Genomic DNA, 18363 nt, shown 5'->3' on the forward strand with positions numbered 1-18363 from the left:
CGATAGCGCCAACCCCCGCCCCGTCAGCTCCGACGTTTCGCCTGCTCCACCGATCCGGGCTGAGCCGTCAGTCGAACAGTTCCTCGAAGAAGCTCTTCTTGCGCTTCGGCTTGCCATGACGCTGGTCATGGCCGTGCTGGTAATGCCCGCCGCGGTCGTCGCGATAGGGCTCGCGCTGCTGGCCCTGACCCCAGGGGCTGGCGCCCTGCTGCGGGTAGGAGGATGGGGTCGGTTGCGGCGCCGGCTGCGCTGCCGGCGGCGCTTCGGCGGGCATGCTGCGCTCGATGATCTTGTCGAGCTCGCCCCGGTCCAGCCACACGCCGCGGCATTGCGGGCAATAGTCGATCTCGATGCCCTGCCGGTCGGACATGGCCAAGCCGACGTGGCAGACCGGGCATTGCATACCGGCAACGGCTTCGGGGGTACGCATGATGATCTCCTGTGGTGTCGCGCGTCCGATCTGGGGACGCCGGCCTGCGTCCGCTAGGGCCGGGCGTCAGTGCGCGGCATCCCAGCTGAGGCCGTGACCGATGTCGATCGCGAGCGGCACGCTGAGCTCCACCGCCGGCATCGCCGCCTCCGCCATCACCCGCTCGATCACCGGACGGGCAGCATCGACGTCGCCCTCCGGCATCTCGAACACCAATTCGTCATGCACCTGCAGCAGCATGCGTGCGTGCGGCAGGCCGGCTTCGGCCAGCGCCGGTCGCATGCGGACCATGGCCCGCTTGATGATGTCGGCGCTGGTGCCTTGGATCGGCGCGTTGATCGCGGCGCGTTCGCTGCCCTGGCGTTCGTTGATCGCCTTGGAATTGATGCGCGGGAACCAGGTCTTGCGGCCGAACAGCGTTTCGGAATAGCCGCGCTCCCGCACCTGTTCCAGCGTCTGCACGATGTAGCGCTGAATGCCGGGGAAGCGTTCGAAATAGCGGTCGATCATGGCCTGCGCCTCGTCCGCCTCGATTTCCAGCCGGCCCGCCAGGCCCCAGCGGCTGATGCCGTACAGGATGGCGAAGTTGATCGTCTTGGCTCGCGCACGCGTGTCGCGATCCACCGTGCCGAACATCTCCTCCGCCGTGCGGCTGTGAATGTCCTGCCCGGCGGCAAAGGCCTCCTTCAGCGGGGGCACGTCGGCCATGTGGGCGGCCAGCCGCAGCTCGATCTGCGAATAGTCGGCCGCGACCAACACATTGCCCGGCTCCGCCACGAAAGCCTCGCGGATCTGCCGGCCGATGGCGGTGCGAATGGGAATGTTCTGCAGGTTGGGATCGGTGGAGGACAACCGCCCGGTCTGCGCCCCCACCAGGCTGTAGCTGGTGTGGACGCGGCCGGTATGGGGATCGATCGCGGCCTGTAGCGCATCGGTGTAGGTGGTCTTCAACTTGGACAGGTGGCGCCATTCCAGGATCATGCGCGGCAGGGTGGCACCATCGGCGGCGAGCTTTTCCAGCACGGCCTGATCGGTGGAATACTGCCCGCTCTTGCCCTTGCGTCCGCCCTTGTATCCCAGCTTGTCGAACAGGATGTCGCCCAGCTGCTTGGGGCTGCCGATGGTGAAGCTTTGCCCGGCATTCTCGAAGATCTCGCCCTCGATCCGGGCGATCTCGCCGGCGAACTTCTCGGACAGGCCGGCCAGCGCCTGCCGGTCCACGCGGATCCCGTGTCGTTCCATGGCGGCGACCACCGGGATCAGCGGCCGGTCCACCCGCTCATAGACGCGCGTCCCGCCCTCAGTTGCCAGGCGCGGCTTCAGGTGCCGGTGCAGGCGCCAGGTAACGTCCGCATCCTCCGCCGCATATTCGGTCGCGCGGTCCAGCGGCACCTGACCGAAGGGGATCGCCTTCTTGCCGGTGCCGCAGATGTCCTTGAAGGTCAGCGTGGCGTGAGTCAGGTGCCGCTGCGCCAGCTCATCCATCCCATGGCCGCCGCCGATCCCGTCCAGCGAGCGGCCGGCATCCAGCGCGAAGCTGATGATCATCGTGTCATCGACCGGCGCCAGAGCGATGTTGGCGCAGCGCGACAGGATGTTGATGTCGTATTTGATGTTCTGCCCGACCTTCAGCACGGCATCGCTTTCCAGCAACGGGCGCAGCAGATCATAGGCGACATGCCGGTCGACCTGCTCCGGCCGTTCGGAGAACATGTCAGTGCCGCCATGGCCCAGCGGGATGTAGCAGGCATCATTGGCGCCGAGCGCCATGGAGATGCCCGACAGCTCCGCCTGCATGGCGTCGAGCGCGCTGGTCTCCGTATCGATCGCCACCAGCCGCGCGGCAAAGGCGCGTTCCACCCAGTGCTGCAGCCGTTCGGCCGTCTGCACGCATTCATAGGCGCTGCGATCCACCGGCGGCAGGTCGGGCAGCGGCTGGCTGTTGCCCTGTGACGGCGCGGCGGCGGGGGCAGTTGCCTGCAGCTTGGCTGGGTTGAGGTTGGTGGCGCGGTCGGGCGATCCGCGCCCGCCATCCAGCCGCTTCAGCAAGCTGGTGAAGCCATGTTCGGACAGGAAGGCGGCCAGCGGTTCGGGCGGAACACCGTCCAGCCTGAACTCGTCCAGCGGCATGGGCAGATCGCAATCCTCCTTCAGCTGCACCAGCACGCGGCTGAGTTCCGCCATTTCGCGGCCTTCGATCAGCCGCTCGCGCAGCTTGCCCGCCTTCATCTGCGGCGCCGCATCCAGCGCCGCCGTCAGCGATCCGTGATCCTGGATCAGCTTGCTGGCGGTCTTGGGCCCAATGCCGAAGATGCCGGGCACATTGTCCACCGAATCGCCCATCAGCGCCAGCACGTCGCCCACCAGTTCGGGAACCACACCGAACTTCTCGACCACCTCGGGCACGTCGATCCGCTGGTTCTTCATCGTGTCCAGCATATCGATGCAGCCGCCTTCGCAGCCATCATCGGGCTGGGCGCACTGGCCGACCAGCTGCATCAGATCCTTGTCGCTCGACACGATGGTCACGTCCCAGCCCCGGCGGGTCGCGGCTCTGGCGTAGGACGCGATCAGGTCGTCCGCCTCCAATCCGGCTTCCTCGATGCAGGGCAGGGAGAAGGCACGGGTCGCATCGCGGATCAGCGGGAATTGCGGGCGCAGATCCTCCGGCGGTTCAGGCCGGTTGGCCTTGTATTCGGCATACAGGTCGTTGCGGAAGGAATGACTGGCCTTGTCCAGGATCACCGCCAGGTGCGTGGGACCGTCCGCCTTGTTCAAATCTTCCGCCAGCTTCCACAGCATGGTGGTGTAGCCATAAACCGCGCCCACCGGGGTGCCGGCCGGGTTGGTCAGCGGCGGCAGCCGGTGATAGGCCCGGAAGATATAGGCCGATCCGTCGACCAGATAGAGATGCTGCTTGTCCGCCATGGCCGCCTGTTAGCAAGGCCGGAGCAAGGGGTCAGCCGGTTTGTGGCGGGGAATGGGGCAGGGTGCCGCCACCTTTTTGCCACAATTCAGTTGTGCCGCTGCCATAGGCTGCTTATTGTTACTCCCGAAGTTCGCCGCCGGATGGCGGATTTCGTGTGCCGCGCGTTGGCGGCATATTGTTATTCGCAGATCAAGGATGCCCAACATGCGCAAGATCATTCTCGCCGCCGCCATTGCCGGTTCCGCCCTGTCGCTCGCCGCCTGCTCGGAAAGCACCGAAGATGCTGCCGGCGCTGCCGTTGAAGGCGCTGCCAACGACGTCGAAGCCAATGCCGAAGCCGCCGGTGAATCCGTCAGCGGCGCGGTGAACGAGGCCGGTGCCGAGATCAGCGGCGCGGTCGATGCGGCTGGCGAAGCCACGGACGAGGCCGGCAACCGCGTCGAAGCCGACGTGCAGGACGAGTCGGTCGAAGAAGCCGCTCGCGACTGATTTTTCGCATCGCGGAAATGAGAAGGGGCGCCGGGCATCAGCCGGGCGCCCCTTTTTCGTGGAAACGGTTCGCGATCAGTACTGGGCGTTGACCAGCTGGCGCGATGCCAGCGTGCCCTGCTGCGAATAACCGTCATAGATCGCCCGCGCCAGATTGGCGATCTTGGCATCGCGCGCCGGCCGCCCGCCCTGACCGGTGACGTAGATGGCCACCGCGATCGTGCGACCGTCAGGCGCCTTGATGAAGCCGATATCGCTGGCGGTATTGTTCAGCGTGCCGGTCTTGTGCGCTACGGTTACGCCGGTCGGCAGCAATGCCCGCATGCGGCGGGTGCCAGTGCGGCAGCGCTCCATCGCCCCCAGGATCACCTGCCGGCTGGAGTCCGACAGCCAGCGGCCCTGATGCAACCCGGCGAGCAGTTCCACCATCGCGCGCGGGGTGGCGCTGTCCCGCGTGTCGATGCTGGCGGCGGGATCGATCTCGCCATCGTCGCGCACCAAGGTGGCGATATCGCGAGACAGGTTGAATTCGCGGATGCCGGCGCGGTGCACCCAGTCATTCACCGCCGCCGGGCCGCCGACAGCCTTCAGCAGCGCATCGGTGGCCGGGTTGGAGCTGCGGGTGATCATCAGCTCGATCAGTTGCCGGGCGCTCAGATGCTCGCCCGCGCGCACCGGGGCGACAGCGCTGGAGAATGGCCGGCTGGCGACGGGCAGCATCAGCGGGAACTCGCTCGACAGGCTCCACCGGCCCCGTTCCACCCCTTCCATGAAGGTGGCGGCGATGGCGATCTTGCTGGTGGAGGCCATCGGGAACCGCTGGTCGCCCAGCACGGCAATCTCCTCGCCGGAGGCGAGATCGACGGCGAACAGGCCAATCCGGCCCCGGCCGCCATCGGCCATGTTGGCGATCTGCTGCTGCAGCAGGCCTTCATAGCTGGCGGAGTAATCGCGCGGTGCGCGGATTTCGGTGCCGAAGGCGGTGTCGAATGCTGCTTCCAGCTGGACGGCGCCTTCCGGTGCCGCGTCGCGCGCCGCAGCCCCGCTGCCCGCCAGCCCGGCCAGGGCCAGAGCGGCAGCGAGGGTGGTGCGTGCAAGAGTCCCGATCTGCATGGATCCCCCAATAAAGCCTGCCAGATTGCTGAAAGCCTAACCATATCATCCGATTCTTGCAAATCAGGGCGCGTTGGTCGGGTTTGCAGCTGCGGCAGGCGGGGGAACCAAGCAGCCAAACGGCACCGGTCAGGCGGCGGCGAGCACCTTCTCGATCGTGGGGATCGGCTCACCTGTAAGCGCCTTGGCCAGTTCGCCGGCCAGACGGTCCTTCAGTTCCACATGATAGTGCCGGCGCATCTCGCCCAGTGTCTTGGGATCGGCCACCACCACGAGCTGCTCGATCTCGCCCGCCTTGGCCTTGCCGTTCAGCCATTCGGCGGCGGCCGCGCCATGGGCCAGTTCGTTCAGGTTGGTGGACGCGTTGCCTGGCGCAGAGGGTTCCTGGTTGCGGATGCCGGCGCTGAAATTGGTCACCTCCAGATCCGGTTCGGCCACCAGCTCCAGGCTTGGCTCGAACATCTGGCCCTTGTTGCGCAGCACCAGGAAGCGGTTGCCGTCGACCAGCGCGACGTGGGCGTTGTGCGGGATCTTCATAAGGCGTTGTCTCCTTTTCTGTAATCAGTGACATCAACGGCCGACCGGGCTGGCGGTGCCGACAGTCAGACGATCAGCGGTGATCGCGCGGAATGATCGTCACGCCTGCATTCGCCTCCAGCACTGCGTGCTTGATGTCCGCCAGCCGTTCCAGCCCGTGCTGCTCGCGCGCGGCCACCATCAGGTCGCCTTCGTCCATGCGGGCCTTGTGCATCGCATGGCGATCAATCCTGCCATCGTGGACCAGCAGCGTCGGCTTGCCATCGATTGCAACTGCCAGCCGCGGAAACCAACGCTTCATGTAGGACAGGGCGATATCCAGCGCGAACAACGTGACGATCAGCACAACGGCATTCGTGATGGAAAAATCGTCTCCCAACAGCGCCTGCTGCGTGGTTTCCGCGACGATCAATAACAGCACGAAATCGAACGGCGTCGCCTGGGCCAAGGTCCGGCGGCCGGATACGCGCACGATTACCAGCAGGATAACGTAGATGGCCGCGCCGCGTATCACCGAATCCACCGTGCGTCTCCTATGGCAGAATCACGAAATGGACTGTTGCTGGCGGAGCCTCTCCAACACGCACAGTGTCCCGGTCGGGCAAAGCGGGCTGGCTGGGGCGGAGCGACAGGCTGGCGGTCCTGACGCCTGACCCGCCGCCCAGTTCGAAGGTAAATCGAAGCCCCTCGGCAGTGCTGGCGGTTGTGGCGGGTTGGGGTTGCACCCCCTCCACATCGAAGGCCTCTGCGAAGCGGGCGGACAGGAGGACGTCAACCCGTCCGGTTGCGCCAGGCGCGAACCGGATGGTCGCTTCCTCCGCGGATTGCCAGCGGGCGATACGGGGATAGTCGATCACCGCGCCGCCCGCCCGCACTTGCCCTCGGGACAGCGGGCCGCCCGCACCGGTCAAACCGCATAGAGCGGCGATCAACAGCGCCCCCATCAGCAGCCAGGCGGCGCGTTCCACCTGCCACCATCGCTTCTGGAAAGAAGGGTCGGTGTCGATCTCCAGCGAAGCGGTGCCGCAAGGTTGAGCATCTGACGCCATCAACACGCCTAACGTGCAGGGCATGAAAAAGGGGCCAGGGCATGGCCCCGACCCCGATCTCTCGCGCTGGAGGCAGCCCAGGGACTGCTTCCTTGCCTGATCCGGTGGATCAGAAGCGAACGCCGAAGCCAACGACGCCGGCGTCACGACCGCCGAACCCGGCTTCGTATTCGGTGCGCTGGTATTCGGCCGAAACATAGGTGTTCGGCGTCACCGAGAATTCCAGGCCGCCGCCATAGCGGACGCCTTCCAGCGTGGCATCCGCACCGGCGTTTTCGAAGCGGGTGGAAGCATAGCCGACCTTGCCGAAGGCCAGGACGCGAGGGGTCACGACATAGCCGAGACGGGCCGAAGCGGCGAGATCACGGCTGGCGTCGAAGTTCCCGCCATCAGCGGTGGAGTCACCGAAGGAGACTTCCGGCCCGAAGGTCACGCGATCAGCAAGGGCGAGGTCGTAGCCCGCAGTCACGCCGTAGCTGAAGCCTTCTTCGCCCTGGACCTTGTCAAAACCTGCGGTGACGCCAGCACGCGGGCCGGTGAACGGCGCGGCATCCTGGGCAAAAGCGGGGGTGGACAGAGCGGCGGCAGCAGCAATCGCTGCGAAAATCACAGTCTTCATACAATCATCCATTTTTATTATGGCGCTTCGGCTCAGTAGTCGCCGTGCGTTCGTGTTTGATGCCAGGAACCATGTAGTTTCGACATACTTCCTCCTGCTTGATCGCAACCATGGAGTGGTTGGAACTCGCCCTTCGCATCACAGAGCGTGAGGTTCATTTAGGATCGCAGGGTCCGATGTCAAAGATAGTGAGCGCCCGCTCACAAAGTTCACCGGGCGTGTTGCATTTTTATGACAGTATGATCACGCGGCGGGCACTCGCATGCCCGATGCACACGAAAAAGGGGCCGGAGGATCGCTCCCCCGGCCCCTGTTCGATCGCTGACGCGAGTGGCGCGGACTTAGAAGTCCATGCCGCCCATGCCGCCGCCGCCCGGCATCGCCGGCATGGCAGGCTTGTCTTCCGGCAGCTCGCTGATCGCGGCTTCCGTCGTGATCAGCAGGCCAGCCACCGAGGAGGCATCCTGCAGGGCGGTGCGCACGACCTTGGTCGGGTCGATCACGCCGGCCTGGACCAGGTTCTCGTACGTGTCGGTCGCGGCGTTGAAGCCCTGGGTCTCGTCGCCTTCGCGCAGCAGGTTGCCTGAAACGACCGCGCCGTCATGGCCGGCATTCTCCGCGATCTGACGCACCGGGGCGAAGATCGCCTTGCGGATGATGTCGATGCCGCGGGTCTGGTCGTCATTGGCGCCGGTCAGGCCTTCCAGGGCCTTCGTGGCATACAGCAGGGCCGTGCCGCCGCCGGGGACGATGCCTTCTTCGACAGCAGCGCGGGTGGCGTGCAGCGCATCGTCCACGCGATCCTTGCGTTCCTTCACCTCGACCTCGGTCGCACCGCCGACCTTGATCACGGCAACGCCGCCGGCCAGCTTGGCCAGCCGCTCCTGCAGCTTCTCGCGGTCGTAGTCGGACGTGGTCGTCTCGATCTGCGCGCGGATCTGCTCGACCCGGCCCTTGATCTGCTCGGCCTCACCCGCACCGTCGACGATGGTGGTGTTGTCCTTGTCGATGGTGACGCGCTTGGCCTGGCCCAGCATGCCCAGCGTGACGGTTTCCAGCTTGATGCCGAGATCCTCGGAAATCATTTCGCCGGCGGTCAGGATGGAGATGTCCTGCAGCATCGCCTTGCGACGGTCGCCGAAGCCCGGCGCCTTCACGGCAGCGATCTTCAGGCCGCCACGCAGCTTGTTGACCACCAGGGTGGCCAGCGCCTCGCCCTCGATATCCTCGGCGATGATCAGCAGCGGACGGCCGCTCTGCACCACGGCTTCCAGGATCGGCAGCATGGCCTGCAGGCTGGACAGCTTCTTCTCGTGGATCAGGATATACGGGTTATCCAGCTCCACCACCATCTTCTCGGCATTGGTGACGAAGTAGGGCGACAGGTAGCCGCGGTCGAACTGCATGCCTTCCACGACATCCAGCTCGAATTCGAGGCCCTTGGCCTCTTCCACGGTGATCACGCCTTCCTTGCCGACCTTTTCCATGGCTTCGGCGATCTTCTCGCCGACTTCACGGTCGCCATTGGCGGAGATGATGCCGACCTGGGCGATCTCGGACGAACCGGTCACGGCCTTGGACCGCGCCTGCAGGTTCTCGACCACCTTGGTCACGGCGATGTCGATGCCGCGCTTCAGGTCCATCGGGTTCATGCCGGCGGCAACCGACTTCATGCCTTCGCGCACGATGGCCTGGGCCAGCACGGTCGCGGTGGTGGTGCCGTCACCGGCCTTGTCGTTCGCCTTGCTGGCGACCTCGCGCAGCATCTGCGCGCCCATGTTCTCGTACTTGTCCTTGAGCTCGATCTCCTTGGCGACGGTGACGCCGTCCTTGGTGATGCGCGGTGCGCCGAAGCTCTTGTCGATCACGACGTTGCGGCCCTTGGGACCCAGCGTGACCTTGACGGCATTGGCGAGCGTGTCGACGCCCTTCAGGATGCGCTCACGCGCATCGCGGCCGAACTTTACGTCCTTGGCAGCCATTGTGGTATTCCTTCTATCTCAGGGGGATCGGAAAAGCAGTCAAAGGCGGTGGCTGTTCAGCCGACCACGCCCATGATGTCGCTTTCCTTCATGATCAGCAGGTCTTCGCCATCGAGCTTGACCTCGGTGCCGCCCCACTTGCCGAACAGCACGCGGTCACCGACCTGGACGTCCAGGGGCGTGACGGTGCCATTCTCGGCGCGGGTGCCGGTGCCGACGGCGACGATCTCGCCTTCGCTCGGCTTTTCCTTGGCGCTGTCGGGGATGATGATGCCGCCGGCCGTCTTTTCCTCGGCCTCGATACGGCGGACCAGAACACGGTCGTGCAGCGGACGGAATGCCATGATTATGACCTCTTCCTCTTGGATGATAATTGCTATTGGCACTCTCCGGTCGAGAGTGCCAGCGCCCCGCATATGTGCAGAGCGGTGGCCGGCGTCAACCGGCATGTGCCCGGAAATTCTTGCACGGCGATGACGCGTGCTCAGGCGGCGATCAGGCCCAGCCGCCCTCTGCGCCGCCACCGCACCAGCAGCAGCACGGCCACGATCAGCAAGCCGATGGCCAGCCCCAGCCATACACCGGTGCCCCGTAGCGGCGTATAGAAACCAAGCCCGATCGCCAGGCCGAAACCGACCAGCCAGTAGCCTGCAATGGCATAGGCCATCGGGGTGCGCGTGTCCTGCAGGCCACGCAGCGCGCCCAGCAGCACCGCCTGTAATCCGTCGGCCAGTTGGAAGGCCGCGGCGACCACCAGATAGGCGACCGCCAGTTGCACCAGCTGCGCGTTGCCCGGCGTATCCGTGTCGATCCACGGCGTCAGCACCCAGAGCGGCGCCTCCACCATCAGGGCGGCGCTGGCCAGCGCGAAGACCTGGCTCAGTGCCATGCCGACCAGTCCCGCCCGGCCCACGCCCGCCGCGTCGCCGGCACCGAAATGGTAGCCGACGCGGATCGTTGCCGCCTGGCCGATGCCGAACGGGATCTGGAATGCCAGCGAGGCGATGGACAGGGCCAACGTATGTGCCGCCAGCTCCAGCGCGCCGATCCGACCCATCAGGAAGGCCGCGGCGCCGAACAGGCCCGCTTCCGCCACAATGGTGATGGACACGGGAATGCCCACCACCAGCAGCCGATGGATCTGCGGCCAGTCGGGTCGCCAGAAATTGCCGAACAGGTAATAGCGCCGCAAGCGCCGGTCGCGCTGGATGGCAGCCACATACATGATCACGCCAATCACCGCGGTCAGCACGCTGGCGATCGCCGCGCCGCGCAACCCCAGTGCGGGCGCACCCCATGCCCCGAACACCAGCAGGTAATTGCCCAGCCCGTTCAGCGGCAATGACAGCAGCGCCACCACCGTGGCGAAGACGGGTCGGCCCAGTGTGGAGACAAAGGCGCGCAGCACGTTGCTCAGCAGCAGCGGAATGGCCGACCATAGCATGATGTCGAGGTAATCGCCGCTCATCGCCGCGATCCTTGCGTCCTGCCCGGTCAGCAGCATCAGCCGCTCGCCCCCGGCGCAGATCGCCATCGCCAGCAACCCGCTCGCCACCGCCAGCCACAGACCCATGCGGGTGATCCGACGAACCTCGCGCACCGCCGGGCCGCGCGCGCCGATCGCCGCCGCGGCAAGGGCGCCGACCTGTCCCGACAATCCGCTGAGCGCCCAGATAGTGACGCTGAACAGCGCAACCGCCAGGCTCGCGGCCGCCAGCGGCTCGGGGCCGAGCCTGGCTATGAAGGCGATGTCCGTGGCACCCAGCGCCATCTGCAGCAGGCCGGCCACCACCAGCGGCCCGGCCAGGTGCATCGTGGCACCCAGTTCGGTGCGAAGGGCAGAGGACAGGCGCATCGCCGGCGCGGTAGGGGGCCGCAGCCTTGCTGGGAAGCCCGGATCGACAGGACAGGGCGCTTTGGCCCGCCCATCCGGAAAAACGCTCGCGAACGCGAAAAGGGCGGCTGCCCGCAATGCGGGAGCCGCCCTTTCCTGTGCAGCGCCGGCGCCCGCGAAGGGGCCGGCAGCAGCCGATTACTTCAGCTCGATCGTGCCGCCAGCAGCTTCGATCTTGCCCTTGATGTCCTCGGCCTCGGCCTTGTTCACGCCTTCCTTGATCGCCTTGGGAGCACCCTCGACCAGAGCCTTGGCTTCGGTCAGGCCCAGGCCGGTGATGGCGCGGACTTCCTTGATGACCTGGATCTTCTTCCCGCCGTCGCCGGTCAGGATGACGTCGAATTCGGTCTTCTCTTCTTCAGCCGGAGCAGCAGCGGCAGCCGGGCCGGCGACGGCAACGGCGGCAGCGGCGGACACGCCCCATGCTTCTTCCAGAGCCTTGGCGAGCTCGGCAGCTTCCAGCACGGTCAGCTGCGACAGGTCTTCGACGATCTTGGCGATATCGGCCATGATTATTCACTCCGTTCGATAAGGTTGCCCGTTGGCGGCATCAGTGCCGGACCAGCGGGTATTCACATTCACTGCGCAGCTTACGCGGCTTCCTTGTCGCCATAGGCGGCAAAGACGCGGGCAAGCTTGGCGGCGGGCGCGGTGGTCAGCTGGGCGATCTTGGTCGCCGGAGCCTGCACCAGGCCGATGATCGTGCCACGCAGCTCGTCCAGCGACGGCATCGAGGCGAGCGCCTTGACCCCATCGGCGTCGAGCACCTGCGCGCCCATGGAACCGCCCACGATCTCGATCTTGTCGGTGCCCTTGGCGAAGTCGACGACGGCCTTGGCCGCGGCGACAGGGTCAACCGAGTAGGAGAGCGCGGTCGGACCGGACAGGTAGCTGTCCAGACCCGAATAGTCGGTATCCTTGATGGCGAGCTTGGCGAGGCGGTTCTTCGCCACCTGGTAAGTCGCGCCTGCGTCACGCATCTTCGAGCGCAGTACAGTCGACTGCGCGACCGTCAGGCCGAGGTTGCGGGTGACAACCACCACGCCGGCCTCGCCGAAGACTTCGCTGAGCTGGGCGACCGCGTCGGCTTTCTGCGAACGATCCATGCCTTACTCCTTCACTTGTGGCCGTGCACGAGGCGTAAGCCTCGCACGCGACCGGCTGCGTTGTCCTGCACCGCGCGGGGCGGGCAGGGCGGGTCCGTTGCGACAAGGGAAGGAGATGCACCCCGGCAGGCCGGCGGCGCGAACGGGTACGAAGACCCGGTGAAACTCTGTCCCCGCCTAGGCTGGAAATTAAGGGGGGAGCCCCCACCGGCTGTCTCGGACGGATGATTCGGCAGACACGAAAAGGCCCGCCGGATCGGGGCGGGCCTTTAACGTGCCGGCGACAAAGGTCAAGCTGCCATCCGCGGTGCGGGCGGCAGCGATCCCCTTACATCTTGTCCGCGCGATCCTCCAGCACCTCTGCCGTGCTTTCCACTTCGGCGGCGCGGGTCGGGTCGGTGTCTTCCAGCTGGTCGGCGCGGTTTTCCATCTGGTCGGCCGCCTCGTCGATCGCGTCACCCTGCGCCTCGCGCATGGAATCGATACGCTCGCCCTCGGCTTCGGCCTGGCCGTTCACATTGTTGATGTTGTCGATCTCCTCGCCTGCCTGCTCGGCCGGACCGTCACAGGCGGCAAGGCCCAGGCCAAGGGCGAAAGGCAGGGCGGCGAGTGCGAGCTTGTTCATGCGGTAGGTCCCCGTTGATTGTCAGCCTGCCCAACCGGCGGACCCGCAGCATGGTTCCTCAATCCTTCCCGTAGCCCAGCAGGTCGCCCGGCTGGCACTCCAGCTCCCGGCAGATCGCCTCCAGCGTGGAGAAGCGGATCGCCTTGGCCTTGCCGGTCTTCAGAATGGACAGATTGGCAAGGGTCAGGCCGATCCGTTCGGACAGCTCCGTCAGGGTCATTCGCCGCTGATGCAGCAGCTCGTCCAGCTTTACCACGATGCGGGTGCCTTCCTCGGGTTCGATGGCGGGGGGCATCAGACCGTGCCTTCCAGATCGTCGCGCATCGCGGCACCCTGGCGGAACACGCGTGCCAGGATGAACAGGGTAATCACCAGGATGATGCCGCTGAAGTCCACGTCCATGCTCTCGGCCGTCAGCGTCTCGTCGGCGATCAGGCTGCCGATCCGGTAGCCGAGCGGGGCGATGGCAAAGGTCAGGGCCTGCGCCGCCAGCATCACCCAGGCCATCCGCGTCAGCCGCTCCGCATTGGCCGGCACGAACGGATCGCCATCGCCGACGGTGTTGACGATCTGCCGCAGGTTGCGGAAAAACAGGTACATCAGCGTGGCGATTGCCAGGCAGATAAACAGCGCGGCCAGCACCAGCGGCACCGGCAGGGAAATGGCGGGGTTGCCGGTCTCCAGCCGCATTTCAGCGGTGATCCGGTCGGCAAGGATGACCACCAGCGGCATTCCGATCAGCAGGGTGATGCCGGCGATCGCCATCACCCACTGGCAGAGGATGACAATGGCCTTGCCGGTGACGAGCAGGGGGTCGAGAGTGCGTGCGGACATGATGCTGATCCTTTCTTCAGGTCAGGCGAGGAAAGGAGCGTCGCGATACGGTGTCGCCGGGCTGACCGGCGCCAGAACCGCACAGGCGATGAGAAAGACGGAGAGTGCGGCAGCGGTGTGACGGAACGGCAGGGTCATATCGATCTCCGGTATCGGCATTGTTGATTATCGATAAATCCGCTCTCACATATCGTCAATCAATAATATTGAATAACGTTGCGACTCCGTGCTTCGAGCGGGCTGGTTGACCCGCCGGGGGACATCTCCTATATCCCCGCTCTGCCAGATAGATTCGAGAAAGCCGGGCCTGCGCGGGGGTCTGTGCGATGGATGAGCATCCGGCACGTTCCGCAAGATATGCCAATGCTGCCACGACCGCTTTGCTTGCAGGGCGAGTCGCCGGGCGGCGTTCCGCGCGTCTTGCGAACAGCTCCCCGCCAGCGAAATTTACTCGCCGGCGCCAAGGTGCCGGCCTTTCTGAAGAGGCACCTCCTTCATGGCCACTGACTTCTCCGAAGTGACCGGCACCTCCACCGGCGCCAAGATCGGCAGCAAGAAGAAGCGCATCCGCAAGATCTTCGGCGATATCCACGAAGTGGTGCAGATGCCGAATCTGATCGAGGTGCAGCGCGAAAGCTACGAGCAGTTCCTGCGTTCCGACGCTTCGATCGGCTATGTCTCCGGCCTTGAGAAGACGCTGCGCTCGGTGTTCCCGATCCGCGATTTCGCCGGCACGGCGGAACTGGACTTCGTTCATTACGAACTGGAAGATCCCAAGTACGACACGACCGAATGCCGCCAGCGCGGCATCACCTATGCGGCGCCGATGAAGGTGACGCTGCGCCTGATCGTGTTCGAGGTGGACGCCGAGACCGAGACCCGCTCCGTGCTCGATATCAAGGAGCAGGACGTCTACATGGGCGACATGCCGCTGATGACGGAGAACGGCACGTTCATCGTCAACGGCACGGAGCGCGTGATCGTCAGCCAGATGCACCGGTCGCCGGGCGTGCTGTTCGACCATGACCGCGGCAAGACCCACAGCAGCGGCAAGTTCCTGTTCGCCGCGCGCGTGATCCCCTATCGCGGTTCCTGGCTGGACTTCGAGTTCGACGCCAAGGACATCGTCAACGTCCGTATCGACCGCAAGCGCAAGCTGCCGGTGAGCTCCCTGCTCTACTCGCTGGGGATGGATGCGGAACAGATCCTCAACCACTTCTACCAGACCGTCACCTGGAAGCGCAGTGGCGCCGGCTGGGAAATCCCCTTCACGCCGGAGGCATGGCGCGGCCAGAAGCCGACCTTCCCGCTGATGGACGCGAAGACGGGCGAGGAAGTGTTCCCCGCCAACCAGAAGGTCAGCCCCCGCGCCGCCAACAAGGCGGCCAAGGACGGCCTGGAATCGCTGCTGATCCCGACCGAGGAGATCTTCGGCCGCTATTCCGCGCTCGACCTGATCGACGAGAGCACCGGCCGCATCTACATCGAGGCGGGCGAGGAAGTTTCTCCTGAGAACCTGGAGAAGCTGGACAATGCCGGCATCGACCAGGTGGGCCTGCTGGACATCGACCATGTCAGCACCGGCGCCTGGATGCGCAACACCCTGCAGGCCGACAAGGCGGAGAATCGCGACGAGGGTCTGGAGGCGATCTACAAGGTCATGCGTCCCGGCGAGCCGCCGACCAAGGAGACCGCAGAAGCCCTGTTCGAAGGCCTGTTCTTCGATGCCGAACGGTATGACCTGTCGGCCGTCGGCCGCGTGAAGCTGAACATGCGCCTGGGCCTGGATGCGGAAGACACCGTGACCACCCTGCGCAAGGAAGACATCCTGGCCGTGGTCAAGGAACTGGTCGACCTGAAGGACGGCAAGGGCGAAGTCGACGACATCGACAATCTCGGCAACCGCCGCGTGCGCTCCGTCGGTGAGCTGCTGGAGAACCAGTACCGCGTCGGCCTGCTGCGCATGGAGCGCGCCGTGAAGGAGCGCATGAGCTCCGTCGACGTCAGCACCGTGATGCCGAACGACCTGATCAACGCCAAGCCGGCGGTCGCTGCGGTGCGCGAGTTCTTCGGTTCCAGCCAGCTGTCGCAGTTCATGGACCAGACCAACCCGCTGTCCGAAGTGACGCACAAGCGTCGCGTCTCGGCTCTCGGGCCCGGCGGCCTGACGCGTGAGCGTGCGGGCTTCGAAGTGCGCGACGTTCACCCGACGCACTATGGCCGCATCTGCCCGATCGAGACGCCGGAAGGCCCGAACATCGGTTTGATCAACTCGCTGTCGACCTTTGCTCGCGTGAACAAGTACGGCTTCATCGAGACGCCGTACCGCCTGGTCGAAGGCAACCGCGTCACCGGCGAGGTCAAGTACCTGTCCGCGATGGAGGAGCAGAAGCACACCGTCGCGCAGGCCTCGGCCGAGTTGAACAGCGATGGCGGCTTTGCGGAGGACCTGGTGTCCACCCGCCAGAACGGCGAATTCGCGATGAGCCCGCGCGAGCAGGTCACGCTGATGGACGTCAGCCCCAAGCAGCTGGTGTCGGTCGCGGCATCGCTGATCCCGTTCCTGGAGAACGATGACGCCAACCGCGCGCTGATGGGCTCCAACATGCAGCGCCAGGCCGTGCCGCTGGTGAAGGCGGAAGCGCCCTTCGTCGGCACCGGCATGGAAGAGACCGTGGCCCGCGATTCCGGCGCCGCCATCTCCGCCACCCGGTCCGGCGTGGTCGACCAGGTGGACGCGACCCGCATCGTGATCCGCGCATCGGGCGAGGTCGACACGACCAATCCCGGCGTGGACATCTACTCGCTGCAGAAGTTCCAGCGTTCGAACCAGAACACCTGCATCAACCAGCGTCCGCTGGTGAAGGTGGGTGACGTGGTGGAGCAGGGCGACATCATCGCCGATGGCCCCTCGACCGATCTGGGCGAGCTGGCGCTGGGCCGCAACAGCCTGGTCGCCTTCATGCCCTGGAACGGCTACAATTACGAGGACAGCATCCTGATCTCCGAGCGGATCGTGAAGGATGACGTCTTCACCTCGATCCATATCGAGGAGTTCGAGGTGATGGCCCGCGACACCAAGCTGGGGCCGGAGGACATCACCCGCGACATCCCCAACGTGGGCGAGGAGGCACTGCGCAACCTCGACGAGGCGGGCATCGTCTATATCGGCGCGGAAGTTCATCCAGGCGACATCCTGGTGGGCAAGATCACGCCCAAGGGCGAAAGCCCGATGACCCCGGAAGAAAAGCTGCTGCGGGCGATCTTCGGCGAAAAGGCCAGCGATGTGCGCGACACCTCGCTCCGCCTGCCGCCGGGCGTGTCCGGCACGATCGTCGAGGTCCGGGTGTTCAACCGCCACGGCATCGAGATCGACGACCGTACCCGCGCGATCCAGAACGAGGAAATCGAACGTCTCAAGAAGGATAGCGAGGACGAGCGCGCGATCCTGAACCGCGCCACCTGGAACCGTCTGCGCGAGATGCTGGACGGCCAGACCGCCTCTTCGGCGCCCAAGGGCATCAAGAAGGGCACGGCGATCGACGGCGCGCTGCTGGACAGCGTCGACCGGCACGACTGGTTCAAGTTCGCGGTGGCCGATGACGGCGTGCAGGCGCAGCTCGAGGCGGTGAAGGGCCAGTATGACGAGGCCCAGAAGCGCATCAAGGACAAGTTCGAGGACCGCAAGGAGAAGCTGGAGCGCGGCGACGAGCTGGCACCGGGCGTGCTGAAGATGGTCAAGGTGTTCGTCGCGGTGAAGCGCAAGCTGCAGCCGGGCGACAAGATGGCCGGCCGTCACGGCAACAAGGGCGTCATCAGCCGCATCCTGCCGGTCGAGGACATGCCGTTCCTGGAGGACGGCACGCATGTCGACCTGGTGCTGAACCCGCTGGGTGTGCCTTCGCGCATGAATGTCGGCCAGATCTTCGAGACCCATCTGGGCTTCGCGGCCCGCGGCCTGGGCATGCAGATCGCGGCGCAGCTGGACGAATGGCGCGAAGCCAATCCCGATCCGCAGGCGGCACCCCCGCCGGCGGCCATCGTGGACCGGCTGAAGGACATCTATGGCGAGCAGTACCACGAGGATCTCGACAGCCGCACCACGGCCGAGGTGATCGAGCTGGCGGGCAATCTGCGCACGGGCGTTCCCATGGGCACCCCGGTGTTCGATGGCGCGCGTGAGCAGGACGTGACCGACATGCTGCTGAAGGCGGGCTATGCCTCCTCCGGCCAGTCCACGCTGTACGATGGCCGTACGGGCGAGCCGTTCGACCGGCCGGTGACCGTCGGCATCATCTACATGCTGAAGCTGCATCACCTTGTGGACGACAAGATTCACGCCCGGTCCATCGGCCCCTACTCCCTCGTCACCCAGCAGCCGCTGGGCGGCAAGGCGCAGTTCGGCGGCCAGCGCTTCGGCGAGATGGAGGTCTGGGCGCTCCAGGCCTACGGCGCGGCCTACACGCTGCAGGAAATGCTGACGGTGAAGTCCGACGACGTGGTCGGCCGCACCAAGGTCTACGAGGCGATCGTCAAGGGCGACGACACGTTCGAGGCCGGCATTCCCGAAAGCTTCAACGTGCTGGTCAAGGAAATGCGCAGCCTCGGCCTCAACGTCGAACTCGCCTCCATGGACGAGGACGAGGATGGCGACGGCCTGCAGATCGCGGCTGAATGACGGACGGAACGGGCGGCGCCCTGTGAGGGCCGCCGCCTGCATCCGCCTCGAAAGATTTCCCCTCATGGGATGTGAAAA

The 18363-nt window shown here is 65.5% G+C and carries 17 protein-coding genes; 2 read left to right on the forward strand and 15 right to left on the reverse strand.

The window, feature by feature from the left end:
- Positions 1–67: 67 nt before the first annotated feature.
- Positions 68–430: a TFIIB-type zinc ribbon-containing protein gene (locus tag D5S08_RS11545; protein WP_121118695.1), complete on the reverse strand. Its 363-nt coding sequence runs from the start codon at positions 428–430 to the stop codon at positions 68–70.
- Between the two features lie 66 nt (positions 431–496).
- Positions 497–3358: a DNA polymerase I gene (gene polA, locus D5S08_RS11550; protein WP_121118697.1), complete on the reverse strand. Its 2862-nt coding sequence runs from the start codon at positions 3356–3358 to the stop codon at positions 497–499.
- Positions 3359–3563: 205 nt separating this feature from the next.
- Here polA and D5S08_RS11555 point away from each other — a divergent pair, with 205 nt between their 5' ends.
- Positions 3564–3848, forward strand: a complete 285-nt coding sequence (locus D5S08_RS11555; protein ID WP_121119008.1) for a hypothetical protein — start codon at positions 3564–3566, stop codon at positions 3846–3848.
- A gap of 75 nt (positions 3849–3923) precedes the next feature.
- Here the strand turns inward: D5S08_RS11555 and D5S08_RS11560 are convergent, their stop codons facing one another.
- The 13 genes from D5S08_RS11560 to D5S08_RS11620 all read right to left on the reverse strand — a co-directional run bounded on the left by D5S08_RS11560 (position 3924) and on the right by D5S08_RS11620 (position 13607).
- Entirely contained in the window at positions 3924–4961 is a 1038-nt protein-coding gene (locus tag D5S08_RS11560) for a serine hydrolase (protein WP_121118699.1), read from the reverse strand.
- Positions 4962–5090: 129 nt separating this feature from the next.
- Positions 5091–5498, reverse strand: a complete 408-nt coding sequence (locus D5S08_RS11565; protein WP_121118701.1) for a baeRF12 domain-containing protein — start codon at positions 5496–5498, stop codon at positions 5091–5093.
- Between the two features lie 73 nt (positions 5499–5571).
- Positions 5572–6021 (reverse strand): YetF domain-containing protein, encoded by a 450-nt coding sequence (locus D5S08_RS11570; RefSeq protein ID WP_121118703.1) that lies wholly within the window; start codon positions 6019–6021, stop codon positions 5572–5574.
- A 10-nt stretch (positions 6022–6031) separates the two neighbouring features.
- Positions 6032–6547, reverse strand: a complete 516-nt coding sequence (locus tag D5S08_RS11575; RefSeq protein ID WP_162301968.1) for a hypothetical protein — start codon at positions 6545–6547, stop codon at positions 6032–6034.
- Between the two features lie 109 nt (positions 6548–6656).
- Positions 6657–7166, reverse strand: coding sequence for an outer membrane protein (locus D5S08_RS11580; RefSeq protein ID WP_121118707.1), 510 nt, complete (start codon positions 7164–7166; stop codon positions 6657–6659).
- Between the two features lie 341 nt (positions 7167–7507).
- Complete coding sequence (gene groL / locus D5S08_RS11585; RefSeq protein ID WP_121118709.1) at positions 7508–9148, reverse strand: chaperonin GroEL; 1641 nt, start codon at positions 9146–9148, stop codon at positions 7508–7510.
- 56 nt (positions 9149–9204) lie between these two features.
- Positions 9205–9492, reverse strand: coding sequence for a co-chaperone GroES (gene groES, locus D5S08_RS11590; RefSeq protein WP_039097319.1), 288 nt, complete (start codon positions 9490–9492; stop codon positions 9205–9207).
- 140 nt (positions 9493–9632) lie between these two features.
- Positions 9633–11003, reverse strand: a complete 1371-nt coding sequence (locus D5S08_RS11595) for an MATE family efflux transporter (RefSeq protein WP_121118711.1) — start codon at positions 11001–11003, stop codon at positions 9633–9635.
- Positions 11004–11180: 177 nt separating this feature from the next.
- Entirely contained in the window at positions 11181–11552 is a 372-nt protein-coding gene (gene rplL / locus D5S08_RS11600; protein WP_121118713.1) for a 50S ribosomal protein L7/L12, read from the reverse strand.
- Between the two features lie 80 nt (positions 11553–11632).
- Positions 11633–12148 (reverse strand): 50S ribosomal protein L10, encoded by a 516-nt coding sequence (gene rplJ, locus D5S08_RS11605; RefSeq protein ID WP_121118715.1) that lies wholly within the window; start codon positions 12146–12148, stop codon positions 11633–11635.
- A 328-nt stretch (positions 12149–12476) separates the two neighbouring features.
- Entirely contained in the window at positions 12477–12773 is a 297-nt protein-coding gene (locus D5S08_RS11610) for a hypothetical protein (protein WP_121118717.1), read from the reverse strand.
- A gap of 58 nt (positions 12774–12831) precedes the next feature.
- Positions 12832–13068 (reverse strand): helix-turn-helix domain-containing protein, encoded by a 237-nt coding sequence (locus D5S08_RS11615; RefSeq protein ID WP_121118719.1) that lies wholly within the window; start codon positions 13066–13068, stop codon positions 12832–12834.
- Positions 13068–13607 carry a DUF2975 domain-containing protein gene (locus tag D5S08_RS11620; protein WP_121118721.1) on the reverse strand — a complete coding sequence of 180 codons (540 nt, stop codon included), beginning with the start codon at positions 13605–13607 and terminating at the stop codon, positions 13068–13070. The genes D5S08_RS11615 and D5S08_RS11620 overlap by 1 nt, the downstream gene beginning before the upstream one ends.
- Before the next feature lie 496 nt (positions 13608–14103).
- On the opposite strand from D5S08_RS11620, the gene rpoB reads away from it, so the two are divergent.
- A complete protein-coding gene (rpoB, locus tag D5S08_RS11625) occupies positions 14104–18285 on the forward strand; it encodes a DNA-directed RNA polymerase subunit beta (protein WP_121118722.1) in 4182 nt (1393 codons plus the stop codon).
- Positions 18286–18363 lie beyond the last annotated feature (78 nt).

The organism is Croceibacterium ferulae (genome assembly GCF_003660445.1).
In the GTDB taxonomy this organism is placed as follows: Bacteria; Pseudomonadota; Alphaproteobacteria; order Sphingomonadales; family Sphingomonadaceae; genus Croceibacterium; species Croceibacterium ferulae.